This window comes from Mycobacterium sp. E2479, from assembly GCF_001667925.1.
GTDB lineage: Bacteria > Actinomycetota > Actinomycetes > Mycobacteriales > Mycobacteriaceae > Mycobacterium.
The window spans coordinates 46,252-59,527 of the sequence record NZ_LZJR01000027.1 but is presented as its reverse complement, the minus strand read 5'-3'; the positions used below and the strand labels follow the sequence as shown (position 1 = coordinate 59,527).

Sequence of the window (13,276 nt, the reverse complement as noted above, 5' to 3'; positions counted from 1 at the left end):
TCTCCGTCTCAGCTGGCGGGTGGCTTGTCGAAGATGTTGGGATACAGGACGGCTTCCTTGAACGACGTCTCGATCTCGGCGAAAGCAGTCGGGATATCCCAGGTTCCCGAGGTCGACACGATTTCGCGTTCGACGACCGGGTTGGACATCAAGCTGATGCGGCCGTTGCCGGCGAAGATGACTCGCCGGTTAAGCCAATCAGACTGCGCGCTAGCCAGATACACCACAGGCGGCACGCAGTTCTTGGGCGAAAGGCGAATGTTGGAGTCCGAGTAATCCATGCTCCCACCACCCTTGATGCCCTGGGTCATGCGGGTTCCGGCGATCGGCGCGATTGCATTGCACCGCACCCCATAGTTGCGTAATGCGTTGGCACACGAGAATGTCAGGCCAACTATGCCCATCTTGGCGGCAGCGTAGTTGGGCTGGCTGGGGGCGCCCTGCAGTCCCGACATCGACGTGAACGTGATCAGTCGGTACTGCCCGCCTCGGTTGGCGCGCCACCATGCCGCAGCGTGCCGGGTGACGTTGAACGTACCTTTGAGGTGCACGGAGACCACTGCGTCCCAGTCCTGCTCGCTCATCTTGAATACCATGCCGTCACGCAGGATTCCCGCGGCGTTCACGACGACATCCAAGCCGCCGAGCGTTTCGGCGGCGCGGTCGATGAGATCCGCGCACGCAGCGAAGTCGGTGATGTCGGTGGTATCGGGGAAAGCCTTGCCGCCCCGGCTCGTGATCGCCGCGGCCACACTTTCGGCCGGGCTCGCGTCATGGCCGGTCCCGTCGACGCCGACTCCGGCATCCGACACCAGGACCGTTGCGCCCTCGGCTGCCAGGCCCTCGGCGACCGCAGCCCCAATTCCCCGTCCCGCGCCGGTTACCAGTGCAGTACGTCCGTCAAGCACACCCATCGTCATTCAGCTCCCCGTGCCGTTTGCTTCAGCATACAGAACACACATACAAGATCTGTATAGGTGTCGCATCAATGAAACTATTCGAATCCCCACTCGGAATAGCGGCGCTCGAGCTCGGCCATGGCCTCCCGGCCGCCGCGAGAACTGCGTTCCTTCATGAAGTTGAACTCATCATCACGCCAGGACAGGTTGCTGAACACGGTGTGGCCCATCGGAACCCAATCGCCGAACTGTGCCATTCCGACTGCGTGCCAGAACGCGATCAGCGCGTGCTTTCCCACCATCAACCCGTCGGCTGAGTGGTGGGCTATCGCGTGGGCGTACCGCATGGCTTCGTGGCGTAACGACACGGCGGGCACCACTGACGCGGCCACGCCCCATTCGCGCAGCTCAGCTGCCGTCACCTTGCGGCCGGTGATCATTGCCTCGTAGCCGCGATTAGGTCCTAACTTGAGCAGCGCCAACGGCATAGCTGTGGAAAATCCTGCGAACCCGATGCGCGCCTGCGGGCGGGCGAGATACATGTCGTCGGAAACAACCAGGATGTCAGCGGCTAGAGCGAGATTCATTCCGGCGCCCAGCGTGGCGCCTTGGCAGGCCGCGATCACGGTCTTGGGAAACTCCAGCCAGTTGGTCAGGTGCCGGTGTAGTCGTCGAGCATTGCCTAGGCGTGCAGTCTGTGGCAACCGCTTCCCCTTGGTCAGCCCTGCTTGCTCCACCGGGAGCCGGCGCACATCGTCGCCGCTGCAGAAGTCCTTGCCCTCGGCCAGGAGGATGACGACTTTGACCGCATCATCGTCTTCGGCACGGGTCAGCCGCTCCTTGAACAGGTTGTGCATGTCGGGCGACAGGATTGCGTTGCGCCGGTCCGGCCGGTTGATGGTGATCTGGGCGATGTGCGGTTCGACGACTTCATAACGGACCCAGTCGTCATCGACCTCGTATTCGCCTTCGGCGGTGGCGTCGGCGCTCATGTCACCCTCCTTCGCACACGCGGCAGTACATAAAAACAGTAGTCGATCAACTGTTACATGGTGGTGGTACCTTCAGCGAATGCCATCGTTTACGGTCACCAAGCAGCTCGCAGCACCGCCGGACGCAGTTTGGGCAGTCCTGGCTGACTTCGGCAACGTCGATTGGATCCCCGGGCCCAGTGATGTCCGGGTCGAGGGCGAAGGACCAGGCATGCGACGGTTCATCGCCGCAACCAGTGAGAAGCCGGTAATCGAGACACTCATCTGGATCAAGCCGGACCAGCGCGCGCTATCTTACGAGATCGCCAACAATCCGATGCCGGTCAGCCGATTTGTGGCGGTCAATACCGTCTCCGAAAGCGCGGATGCCGTTGGGGAATCGATCGTGGTCTGGGACATCGACTATGAGCCGATTGGTGACGACGCCGCCGCGCGCGAAGCCATGGAGGCCGTTTACGGCTTGATGGCGGGCTGGGTGCAGGACTTCGCCACTGAGCGTCGGCCCGGATAGAACACTTAGACATAATCTGTTAATTAGTCTAAAATGCATCAGGTGATTGATCCTCTCGATCTGGTGCTGATCAGCGTGGACGACCACACCGTCGAACCGCCCGATATGTTCTCTGGGCGGGTGCCACGCCGTTTCGCCGACGACGCTCCGCGCATTGTCGAGGACGCCGACGGCGTGTGTTTTTGGGAGTATGACGGTCTGCAGCTACCCAACATCGGACTCAACGCGGTGGCGGGCCGGCCCAATGACGAGTGGGGATTTGAGCCCTCCCGATTCAGCGACATGCGGGCAGGTTGTTACGACGTCGACGCGCGCGTGAACGACATGAACGCGTCCGGCGTGTTGGCTTCGCTGTGTTTTCCATCTTTTCCCACCATCTCCGGCGCGCTGTTTACCTACCGGGGTGACCGTGAGGTCTCCGAGGTGATGGTGCGCGCCTACAACGATTGGCACATCGAGGACTGGTGCGGCCGTCATCCCGACCGGTTCATCCCGATGGGCATTCTGCCGCTGTGGGATCCGGTGCTGGCCGCAGCCGAGGTGCACCGGCTGGCGGGGCTGGGCTGCCGCGCGGTGACGGCGCCACAGCACATCGGCAACTACGGCCAGCCGCCGTGGCAGGACCCGCACTGGGACCCGCTGTGGGAGGCGCTGTGCGAAGAGAACAGCGTGGTGAACATCCACATCGGCACGGGTGGCGGCATGCCCGTGCCGTCCGACCTCACCACCTACCTCGCGTACAACGCGATGATCCCGCTTGACACCCAGCGGTTCACGGCCGATCTGCTGTTCTCGCCGGTCCTGACGAAGTTTCCAACTATCAAGTTCTCCCTATCTGAGGGCGGGATCGGCTGGATCCCGTTCCTGTTAGAGCGATTCGAGGACATCTATTCCCGCCAGCGGGCGTGGACCGGAGACGACCTCGGTGATGGACTGAGCCCCACCGACGTGTTCCGGCGCAACTTCATGTCATGTTTCATCCGTGACCGTGTGGGCATCGAGATGCGCGACCGCATCGGGGTGGAAACCATCTGTTGGGAGATGGACTACCCGCACTCGGACAGCAGCTGGCCCGACGCACCCGAGCAGCTCGCTACCCAACTGGAGGGCTGCAGCGCTGAGGAGGTCGAAGCGATCACGTGGAAAAACGCCGCCCGTGCTTTCGGCTACACGGGCGTTGAACGGCTCGAAAGGGCGAACTGCACCGTTGCGGCATTGCGTGGGAAGATCGCCGGCTTGGATCTGTCCGCCCCGAAGGTCGACGCTGGCCGCGCGCCGAAGGCAGGTGCCACGGCGATCACGTACGGGGACATGAAGGTGCGGATGGCCTCGATCCTTCGCGGTGGAGCGTGACCGAGCCAGACTATGGCGTTATCCTCGCCGACGCTGATCGCGAGTTCCGCGATGAGGTCCGCGCTTTTCTCGCATCAGCGCTGACGTCTGACGTGCGGGGCCCCGGCGATAACGAGACCGACCGCCTGGACCGAATGCGGTTGTGGCAGAGACGGCTTCACGACGCGGGTCTGGCCGCGATCTCTTGGCCTGTGCAGTTCGGCGGCCGCGCCGCCACACCGGTGCAGCAGCTGATCTTCAACGCGGAGTTGGCTGCAGCCCACGCGCCCGAGCCCATTAATCGCAGCGCCGTCAATCAGTTGGGGCCCACCATCATTCAGTGGGGCAACGACCAGCAGCGCGCACGATATCTGCCCAAGATTCTGTCTGGGGAAGAGGTGTGGTGTCAGGGCTTCAGTGAGCCCGAGGCAGGCAGCGACTTGGCTGCGCTGAAGACGAAAGCCGATATCGACGGTGACAAATTGGTGATCACCGGTCAGAAGATCTGGACGTCGAAGGCCCAGTACGCGGACTGGATCTACATACTGGCGCGTACCGATGTGACAGCGGATAAGCACCATGGAATCAGTTACATCCTTGTGCCGTTAGGAACCCCCGGAATCGAGGTGCGCCCGATACGGCAGATCACCGGGCAGGCGGAGTTCAACGAGGTGTTCTTCGATTCGGTGCGTGTGCCGCTCATCAATGTTCTCGGGCCATTGCACGGCGGCTGGACGGTGGCCAAGTCCACGCTGGGCTTCGAGCGTGTTGGCCAGAGTCGCACGCATCGCATCGAGCGGCGACTCGCGATCCTGGTCAGGATGGCACAGGAAGAGAATGCGCTGACTCGCAACGGCTTCAGCGACAGCTATGTAGCCGATCGGATCGCCGGGTTCGCGGCACAGGTGGAGGCGCTGAGGCAGATTTCGGCGCAGGCGACCGCCGCGGGCGTCCGCGGTGTCAGCCCGGGCCCGGAGGCGTCGGTGGCCAAGTTGCTCACCTCGGAGGTCGACCAGGCGATGGCGAACTTCGGGTTGGACCTCGCCGGCCCCGCCGGCGCGCGGGAGCGCGGCTCGGTGGGGGCGAGCAAGAACGGCAATGTCGCTCAGAGCTACTTGTTGATGCGCGCCGCGACCTTCGGTGCGGGTACATCGGAAATCCAGCGCAACGTGATCGGTGAGAAGCTGTTGGGGCTGCCCCGTGACCCCTAATTCCCTGTCGTCGTTGACCGAGATGGCTGACACTGCAGAAGAACTCGCACGGCTGCGCGAATCGGCCGACGATATCCTGCGGCGGGCATGGTCGCCGCACGCATTCCGCAGCCTGCTCGACGGCCCTGGGCCGGTCTTCGACCCGACGTTGTGGCAGACCATCGCCGAGTTGGGATGGCCCGATGTCTTGGTGAGCGATGCGGGCGGCGGGGGAGGCGAGGGTCTTCGCGAGTTGTGCGTGCTGGCCGAGGCGGCAGGCGCGGCGGCGGCCCCGGTCCCGCTGGGCATAGCGGCTGCCGCAGGCTGGTGCGAGGATCGGTGCGCGGACGGCATCAGCCTGGTGCTACCCGAGCGCGGGGAACTCACCGGCGCCGGCAACATCTCCGGAGTATGGCCGCTTGTGCCCTTCGCTGCGGTTGCGACCAGGCTCCTGGTCTGTGCTGGCACCAACGACGAGGCTGTTCTGGGTGTGATCGATCCGACCGGCGCAGGCGTGACATGTGAGGCGGTCACTCCACTGGATCACAATCCTGCTGCCCGAATCTCCATGCAGGAAGCACCGATTGAGGTCATCGAGTCGGGTGAGCCAGCCGAGGTCCGCCATCGCGGCGCGACAATGCGTGCACGGGTCGCCCAGGTAGCCGAACTGGTCGGCATCGCCTCGGCCGCCAATGAATCCGCGGTCGAATACGCCAAGCAGCGCACCGCGTTTGGCCACCCAATTGGTGCATTCCAGGCGGTCAAGCACCGCCTCGTCGACCAGCGGTGCGCGATCGAAGTCGGACGGGCCCTTGTCAACCGCGCCGCCGACGCGTGCCAGCAGGGGCATCCCGACGCTGCGGCGCTGGCATCGCTTGCCGCATATTGGGGTATCGACTCGCTGCGCGCCGTCCCTGAGGGCGCGACCCAGGTGTTCGGCGGCATCGGCTACACCTGGGAGCACCACGCCCACGTTCACCTTCGCCGCGCGGCGAGTGTTGCGGCGGGGCTCGGAGGACGCGCGCATCACCGCGACGCGGTGACGCGCTGGCTCACCGGCCGGCATCGCTCCGCCGCCAACGAGGAGCGTGGAATGTGAACGCTACCGATCAAATTTCTTTCCTATCAGGAATCAACATCCTCGAAATCGGCGACGGGATAGCCGGTTCGGCTGCTACGGCCCTGCTGGCTAGCCTCGGTGCTGCCGTCACAAAGGTGTCCGGGGCAAAAACGACCGGCCGGGTCGGGCCCGTGTTCAGCACCCCAGCGGGGCCCGTCGCGGCCGTCGACTTGACCCTCGATCGCGGCAAGCGGATCGTCGGATCGCCACCGGACCTGTCGGCACTGATCAATGAACACGACATCGTGATCGTGGACCACAACGCCGCCGTGGACCCACCTATGGCCGACAACGCCGTTGTGGTGACTGTCAGCCCCTTCGGACTCGACGGACCGCGGTCGTCGCAGCTGGGGGGTGAACTGGTCGCCCAGGCTGCCGGCGGGCTGCTCGCCACGATCGAGGGAGCGGATGGAGCGCCGGTGCCCGCCCCGGGCTATGTCGCGCTGAAGGCGGCGGGCGCGGCCGTGGCGTTGGCAGCGTTGCACGGCCTCGATCAGAGCAACTCTACGCACACGTCGGTATTCGTCGACGTATCAGTCCAGGAGGCAGTGGCGTTCACCGCGGCTCTGCCAGAGTGCGCTCATGTGCTCTACGCGTGCCCGGGCAAGGCGGGCAGCGGGCGCTATGTTGCGCCGTCGGGTTTGTTCGGGTGCCGCGATGGGATGGTTCGCATCACCGCGGTGGAAAACCACCAGTGGCAGGGTCTGCTTGCCGCACTGGGCCATCCGGCGTGGGCCGAGGGGCTCGACGAACGAGACGCCCGGATCGACCACGCCGACCTGATCAATGAACATGTCAGTGCGTGGGCGGCGACGCATGACAAAGAAGCGTGCGCAGCGCTGCTCCAGGCCAACGGTGTGCCGTCGACACCGGTCAATACTCCCGCGGAAATCCTGACCTCGCCCCAATTCGCCTCTCGCAGAGCGATTTCGACGATGGAACTTTGCGGTGTGGCAGTGTCCGTGTTGGACCCGCCATGGCTGGTGCACACGGGTGGGCAATCCGATCACCGACGTACCGGTCGCTTGACCGACCTGAAGATCGTCGAACTGACCCACGTGTTGGCCGGACCGATCATCGGCGCACTACTCGGCGCCATGGGAGCGCGGGTGGTGAGGCTGGAAGATCCGGAGCGACTCGACATTTATCGACGCATCGGCCCCTTCGCCGGAGGCCAACCAGGCGTCGAGCGCGGTGCCTATTTCGCGGTGGCCAACCATTCCAAGCGGAGCGTTCTGATCGAGCCTGGCCGAGCGGTGCAGGATGTCGCCGCAGCGGTGGCGGACTCCGACGTGCTTATCGAGAACGTCGGCGCGTCCCGACTGACCCGGCTGGATGTGGATCCTTCTGCGGTCACCGGCTCGGGCCGACTCGCGGTTCGGGTGTCGGGGTTCGGGTCGACAGGCCCCATGGCGGGATACCGGGTGTACGCCAACAATGTTCAGTCCTACGGGGGTCTGGCCGGGCTGACCATCGGCTCCGACGGGTCACCCGCGCGGCTCGGTACGGTCCTCGCCGACCCGCTGTCCTCGGTGGTGGCCGCCACGGTGATAGCCGCGTGGGCCATCGGGCCCGCCCGCGATATCGGAGCGGTGATTGACCTGTCCATGGCCGAGGTGGTCGCGTCGACGGTGGCCGAGTTCGTCGCTGCGGCCTCGGTCGCCGAAGGGCCGGTGAACGCCAACGCGGCGGCCTCGCACCGCGGGGTGTACCGAAGCCGCGATGGCCGTTGGGTAGCTGTTGAACTCGTTGAACCCAGTGACTGGGCGTGTTTAGCCGGCTTACTCAAAGCGCAGGAGGATTCGCCGCACGGCGTGGTAACCGAGCAACTGGCAGCGTTAATCGCGGCTGCGTCGGCTGAGGACGTGGCCGCGCGCTTGAGCGCCGCGGGGGTGCGCGCCCAACCGGTGCGGCGCGCCGAGGAACTGGTGACCGACGAGCATCTGAGGGCCCGCGGATTCTTCCCCGAAATCACTCATCCCGACCCCGAAATCGGTACCGCCCGATTGGTCGGGCTGCCATGGCGATTCGCGGGCCTGGGCGCTATTCCGCTGGCGCCGCCGCCGGCGCTGGGCAATGCAAACGCTCGTCACGAAAGGATGACCAATGCCCGGTGACCCGACCGCGACGGTGTGGGCCTCGACCTTCGTACCGGCGAAATCGCCGATCCCCGGTTATGGCCAGGACGGCTACAGCGTCGCATGGGTGGACACCCCCGACGGGCGGCTTCAGGTGCTGGTATTGGGGCCGAGGCCGGAACCGGGCACAGTCGGTCGTGTCGTCGAAAAGACCTTGGGTGACATCGCAACTGTGGTGTTCGAAGGGGATCCGACGTGACCGGTGTACGCATTGCCGGAGTCGGCATCACCCCATTCGGCAAGTACGGTGATACTGCGCTGGCGGATCTCGGTGTCACGGCCGCCGAGATAGCGCTTGGAGATGCGGGTCTCGACTACGAGGCCGTCGGCGAGGTCTTCACTTCCAGTTCGATGGCGCCGCCCCAGACAGGGTTGAAGGTGGCGCATCGTCTGGGCCGCACCGGAGTTCCCGTGACCGCCATCGAAAGCGCCTCAGCCGGAGGCATGGTCGCGTTGCGGCACGCCGTCTGGGCGGTCGCGTCGGGCCGTTGCCGCACGGCTCTGGCGATCGGCTACGAGAAGACGACGGCTCTCGAACCCGGCGGGGTGGTACCGGCTGCGGTCGATTTCTGGGACCGCTTCCCGCCGCAGGTTCACTACGCTATCGAGGCTAACCGGTGGCTCTACGAGGCACATTGCGGTCCGGAGGCAATCGGTGCGGTCGCAGCCAAGTCGTACAACCAAGCACGGCTGAATCCGTTGGCGGCGCGCCGAACCGACGACGAGGTGACCGTCGAGCAGGTGATGTCTGCCCGCATGGTCGCCGAGCCGCTGACGAAGATGATGTGTCACGCCTCGGTCGACGGCGGAGCCGCGATCGTGGTGACGGGCGAAGACCGACCGCGATCGGTGGCGGTCAACTCGATCGAGCAGACGAGCTGGCCGCAGGACCCGACTTGGCCCGCCAAGGGCCCATGCGTTGGCCCTCCGTCACAGATCACGCTGACCGCTCAGCGGGCCTTCGACGCTGCGCAGGTCGTCCCATCTGATATCGGGATTGTCTCCCTGCACGACATGTGCGCCAGCGAGGAGATCACCGCACTCATCGCGATGGGCCTGGCCGACGTCAAGGAAGTGGCTGACCTCGCCCAATCAGGTAGCCTGGCGTCAGGCGGCCGCTTACCAACGAACACCGACGGTGGTTGCCTCGCCCGTGGTCACGCCTTCGGCGCAACCGGATTGGCGCAGGCAGCTGAGATTGTCAGTCAGCTTCGCGGCGAAGCGGATTCGCGGCAAGTCCCCAATCCTCGGATCGGGCTGGCGCAGGCGATGGGCGGTGGCGGGTCCTGCGTCGTCGCCGTGCTGGGCCGGTGAATCCTGGGCATGGGTTCGGGGCCGCGGTGCTGGCGCAGCGGGCCGGCTTCAATGTTGTAGCGAGGTCAATCCATGACGGTTCTTGATAATCCGATCCAGTTCTTCGGCGCGGACGCGGTACAGGACCCCTATCCGTTGTATGACCAGATGCGTGCTGTGGCGCCGGTGCATCGCATCGGAAATTCGGCGTTCTACGCCGTGTGCGGTTGGGATGCCGTGATGGAGGCCGTCGAACGGGTCGACGATTTTTCTTCGAACCTCACGGCCACGATGGTCTATCACGACGACGGGACAGTCACCCCGTTTGAGCTGGGTGCGCCTGGGGATCAATCTCACGTGTTGGCCACCGCGGATGATCCGGTGCACGCGATGCACCGCAAAATCTTGTTACCGCACTTGTCCGCCAAGCGCGTCCGCATCATCGAGGAGTTCGCCGCCGATACCGCCGATCAGTTGTGGGACGAGCATCTGCGCGGCGGTCAGATTGAATGGATGAGCGCTGTGGCCAACCGGCTTCCGATGATGGTGGTGGCCAGGTTGCTGGGCCTGCCCGACGACGACGTCGACGACCTCATCCGCCTCGGCTACGCCACCACGACGTTGCTCGACGGGATTGTCACGCCGGCACAGCTCGAGTCCGCCTGGGCTGGGGCAGCCGAACTGTCCACGTACGTGATGGAGCACTTCGAAAAGGCAGCCGAGAACTCCGACCACGGTCTGATCAGTGACCTGGCCGCACGCTGTTCGTCCGGAGAACTTGAGCAAGCTCCAGCTCTCCGGATAATGCTGACCCTATTCAGCGCCGCCGGTGAGTCGACGGCATCACTTCTGGGAAGCGCGGCGTGGATTCTGACCGACCGACCCGAGGTCCAAAAGCGGCTTCGTGACAACCCCGAATCCCTGGGCGCCTTCATCGAAGAGGCACTGCGCTGCGAGGCGCCGTTTCGTGGCCACTACCGACACGTCATGCGCGACACCACGCTTGGCGGAGTCGAGGTAGCCGCCGGCTCTCATCTGCTGCTGATGTGGGGAGCGGCTAATCGCGATCCAGCCCACTTCGATGCGCCGAACGAATTCCGCCTCGACCGCGGTAACCCCAAAGGGCACCTGACCTTCGGCAAGGGGGTGCACTTCTGCGTGGGGGCCGCACTGGCGCGATTGGAGGCTCAGATCGTCTTCCGGATGCTGCTGGCGCGCACCAGCTGGATCGAGGCGGCCGACGTTGGGGAGTGGTTGCCCAGCATTCTGGTTCGGCGCTTGAACCGTCTCGAGTTGGCCGCCCGATAAGCCGTGCGGGTGGTCCGTCAGCCGATGGCGCCGCTGTCCTTGAGCGCGATGATCCGGTCCCAATCGTCACCGAGTTCGAGGATCAACTCCTCGGTGTGTTCGGCGAACTCCGGTGATGGACCGAGACGCAAAGGCGTCTCGTCGAACAGCACTGGACTGGCCACCAAGTCGAAAGACTCGCCGTCGCGATCGATTGTGACGATGCCGCCATTGGCGCGTACCTGCGGGTCAGTCGCCACCTCGGCCGTGTTGAGGACCGGGGCCCACTGGCCGTCGAAGTCCGCGAGCACTTTGCGCCAGTGTTCAAGAGGGTGTGTCGCGATGGCGACACGCAGCACGTCGGTTGCCTCGTGGGCGTTCTCGGTGAGCAGCTCATGGCTGGCGAATCGCTCATCGGCGGCAAGTTCAGGAACTCCCACACGTGCGCAGAATTCTGGGAAGTACCGAAACGCCTGCAGCATAGACAGTCCCAGGAATCGATTGTCACTGGTCCGGTAGAAACCGGTGAGTGGATTGTGCGGCGCTACGTTGGCACCGGTCGGATTAGCCACCCACGGCTCGCCGCTGACCAGGGCGGCGTTGACGGCCACGCCCATTGCCCATACTCCGACACCAAGCAGCGAGATGTCCACTGTGCGTGCCACGCCGGTCCGTTCGCGCTCGAATAGCGCTGCGGCGATGCCACCAGCGATCGTCATGCCGCCAAGTGAATCGCCGTACGCGGGGCCTGGTTGCGCGATTACTCCGTCCAGGTCACCCGGAGTGGTGCTGGCAGCCCCCGCCGCACGACACCAGAAGCCCGTCATGTCGTAGCCGCCCTTGGCGCCATCGTCGCCGAGCGGGCCATAGGCGCTGCCGCGGGCATAGATGATCTTCGGGCTGACCTCCCGCACGTCGTCGACGTCGATCTTGAGCTTCTTGCGGGCGTCGGGCAGGAAGTTGGTGAGGAACACGTCGCTGGTCCGCGCGAGGTCCATCAGCAGCTCATGGCCATCGGGCGTCGAAACATCGAGCGCGATCGACCGCTTGCCCCGGTTGGCATGCTCCATCACGGGATTACGCCGGCCTTCGACGGTGATGTTGCCGAGCTGACGCAGCCCGCGCTGCGAGTCGCCGGTGCGAGGGTGCTCAACCTTCAACACATCGGCACCCCAGTCGGCCAGCACAGCACCCGCCGCAGGAACGAACGTCCACTGCGCGACCTCCAGGACGCGCACGCCGTCCATCGGTCCGCTCATGGATGCGCCTCTCAGCGGTAGTTCAGCACGACCGGCAAGCGATCGTGGGTATGCACTAGCGCGGACGCCCGCGGCACCCGCTCGCCGACCACGTGAATGCCGGTGGCGCGCTTAACGATTTCGTCCAGCAAGAGGCGCGCCTCTCGTCGGGCGAGCGCGGCGCCCATGCAGAAATGTTCACCCACACCGAATCCGAGGTGACTTGCGGCGTCGTCGCGGGTGATGTCGAACTGCTCGGCGGTCGGTCCCCAATGGTCCTGGTCGCGATTGGCCGATGCATACGCCAGCAACACGCCGTCGCCTTTCCTTACGGTCGCGCCGCGCAGGTTCACATCGTTGGCGGCCTGGCGGGCCATGCTCATCACCGGCGTCCAGTACCGCAGGACCTCCTCGACCGCGTTGGCGCTCAGGCTTGGGTCTGCGAACAACTTCTCCGCTTGGTCGGGATGCCCGTCGAGGCAGTCTGCGATTCCCGCGATCAGGCTCTGCGTGGTTTCGCTGCCCGCCGCCAGCAGGGTCAGCGCGTAGATCATCACCTGGGTCTCGTTGAAAGGTTCTCCGTTGACCCTCACCTCCGACAACAAGGTGAGCAGATCGTCTCGTGGATTGTCCTTACGTTCGGCGACCAGACCCAGCAGGTACGGGCCGATGTGTTCGAAAATGAACGCGAGGTCATCGTCACTGGCCACCCCGCTGCCCACGTTCGCGATTGTGGTCGCCCAACCTGCGACCCTGGGCCAATCCTCCTCAGGTACTCCGAGTAGGTAGGCGAAAACATAGACGGGAATGGGCTCGGCGATCCGCTGGATCCAGTCGAACTCACCATCCGGCAGGCCGTCGAGGACGTCGTTGACGACTTGGCGCACCCGCGCTTCCATCTTGGCGACCGCCGCCGGCGTGAAACGGACGCCGATGGCCTTGCGGTGCTCACGGTGTTCCGGGGGATCCATGAACATGATGCCGCGGCCCTGGTATCCCTGTGGGTCGCGGCCCTCCCGGTGCGCGATCAGATCCATCATTATGCCGATACGCTCGGACTTGAACTTCTCCGGACGAGCCGAGATGCCCTTGATGTCTTCATATTTGGTAATAACCCAAAACTTGCCCTCCTCGTACCAGTGCACGGGATCGGCTTCGCGCAACTGCGCAAATGTCGCGTTCGGGTCGCCGAGGTAGAACGCCGGCTCGTCGAACCGGGCGGCTGCGATCGTCACCATAAAGTGAACAATAGAACATTAAGTGTCAATCTGCGAGC

12 protein-coding genes are annotated in these 13,276 nt (G+C 64.6%); 8 read left to right on the top strand and 4 right to left on the bottom strand.

Annotated elements, in window-relative coordinates; all coding sequences use genetic code 11:
• Positions 1 to 8: 8 nt before the first annotated feature.
• Positions 9 to 914 (bottom strand): SDR family NAD(P)-dependent oxidoreductase, encoded by a 906-nt coding sequence (locus A5686_RS03570; protein WP_067931147.1) that lies wholly within the window; start codon positions 912 to 914, stop codon positions 9 to 11.
• Positions 915 to 994: 80 nt separating this feature from the next.
• Positions 995 to 1,891, bottom strand: a complete 897-nt coding sequence (locus A5686_RS03565; RefSeq protein WP_067931144.1) for an enoyl-CoA hydratase/isomerase family protein — start codon at positions 1,889 to 1,891, stop codon at positions 995 to 997.
• A gap of 79 nt (positions 1,892 to 1,970) precedes the next feature.
• Between A5686_RS03565 and A5686_RS03560 the strand changes: the two genes are divergently transcribed.
• The 8 genes from A5686_RS03560 to A5686_RS03525 all read left to right on the top strand — a co-directional run bounded on the left by A5686_RS03560 (position 1,971) and on the right by A5686_RS03525 (position 10,783).
• Positions 1,971 to 2,402: an SRPBCC family protein gene (locus A5686_RS03560; RefSeq protein WP_067931141.1), complete on the top strand. Its 432-nt coding sequence runs from the start codon at positions 1,971 to 1,973 to the stop codon at positions 2,400 to 2,402.
• A gap of 42 nt (positions 2,403 to 2,444) precedes the next feature.
• Positions 2,445 to 3,755: an amidohydrolase family protein gene (locus A5686_RS03555; RefSeq protein ID WP_231986274.1), complete on the top strand. Its 1,311-nt coding sequence runs from the start codon at positions 2,445 to 2,447 to the stop codon at positions 3,753 to 3,755.
• Positions 3,752 to 4,945, top strand: coding sequence for an acyl-CoA dehydrogenase family protein (locus A5686_RS03550; protein WP_067931138.1), 1,194 nt, complete (start codon positions 3,752 to 3,754; stop codon positions 4,943 to 4,945). The genes A5686_RS03555 and A5686_RS03550 overlap by 4 nt, the downstream gene beginning before the upstream one ends.
• Positions 4,935 to 6,023: an acyl-CoA dehydrogenase family protein gene (locus A5686_RS03545; RefSeq protein WP_067931135.1), complete on the top strand. Its 1,089-nt coding sequence runs from the start codon at positions 4,935 to 4,937 to the stop codon at positions 6,021 to 6,023. Before A5686_RS03550 ends, A5686_RS03545 begins: the two co-directional genes overlap by 11 nt.
• Positions 6,020 to 8,161, top strand: a complete 2,142-nt coding sequence (locus tag A5686_RS03540; RefSeq protein ID WP_231986273.1) for a CoA transferase — start codon at positions 6,020 to 6,022, stop codon at positions 8,159 to 8,161. The genes A5686_RS03545 and A5686_RS03540 overlap by 4 nt, the downstream gene beginning before the upstream one ends.
• Positions 8,151 to 8,381, top strand: coding sequence for a hypothetical protein (locus tag A5686_RS03535; RefSeq protein WP_067931133.1), 231 nt, complete (start codon positions 8,151 to 8,153; stop codon positions 8,379 to 8,381). The genes A5686_RS03540 and A5686_RS03535 overlap by 11 nt, the downstream gene beginning before the upstream one ends.
• Positions 8,378 to 9,496, top strand: coding sequence for a thiolase family protein (locus A5686_RS03530; protein ID WP_067931130.1), 1,119 nt, complete (start codon positions 8,378 to 8,380; stop codon positions 9,494 to 9,496). Before A5686_RS03535 ends, A5686_RS03530 begins: the two co-directional genes overlap by 4 nt.
• A gap of 72 nt (positions 9,497 to 9,568) precedes the next feature.
• Positions 9,569 to 10,783, top strand: coding sequence for a cytochrome P450 (locus A5686_RS03525; protein ID WP_067931127.1), 1,215 nt, complete (start codon positions 9,569 to 9,571; stop codon positions 10,781 to 10,783).
• A gap of 17 nt (positions 10,784 to 10,800) precedes the next feature.
• Here the strand turns inward: A5686_RS03525 and A5686_RS03520 are convergent, their stop codons facing one another.
• Positions 10,801 to 12,021 (bottom strand): CaiB/BaiF CoA-transferase family protein, encoded by a 1,221-nt coding sequence (locus A5686_RS03520; RefSeq protein ID WP_067931124.1) that lies wholly within the window; start codon positions 12,019 to 12,021, stop codon positions 10,801 to 10,803.
• An 11-nt stretch (positions 12,022 to 12,032) separates the two neighbouring features.
• Positions 12,033 to 13,238, bottom strand: coding sequence for a cytochrome P450 (locus A5686_RS03515; RefSeq protein ID WP_067931121.1), 1,206 nt, complete (start codon positions 13,236 to 13,238; stop codon positions 12,033 to 12,035).
• Positions 13,239 to 13,276: the final 38 nt, after the last annotated feature.

Excerpts from the sequence above, each read along its gene's own strand:
- A5686_RS03570 (WP_067931147.1), bottom strand. The coding sequence starts at position 914 with ATGGGTGTGCTTGACGGACGTACTGCACTGGTAACCGGCGCGGGACGG.
- A5686_RS03565 (WP_067931144.1), bottom strand. The coding sequence starts at position 1,891 with ATGAGCGCCGACGCCACCGCCGAAGGCGAATACGAGGTCGATGACGAC.
- A5686_RS03560 (WP_067931141.1), top strand. The coding sequence starts at position 1,971 with ATGCCATCGTTTACGGTCACCAAGCAGCTCGCAGCACCGCCGGACGCA.
- A5686_RS03535 (WP_067931133.1), top strand. The coding sequence starts at position 8,151 with ATGCCCGGTGACCCGACCGCGACGGTGTGGGCCTCGACCTTCGTACCG.
- A5686_RS03525 (WP_067931127.1), top strand. The coding sequence starts at position 9,569 with ATGACGGTTCTTGATAATCCGATCCAGTTCTTCGGCGCGGACGCGGTA.
- A5686_RS03520 (WP_067931124.1), bottom strand. The coding sequence starts at position 12,021 with ATGAGCGGACCGATGGACGGCGTGCGCGTCCTGGAGGTCGCGCAGTGG.
- A5686_RS03515 (WP_067931121.1), bottom strand. The coding sequence starts at position 13,238 with ATGGTGACGATCGCAGCCGCCCGGTTCGACGAGCCGGCGTTCTACCTC.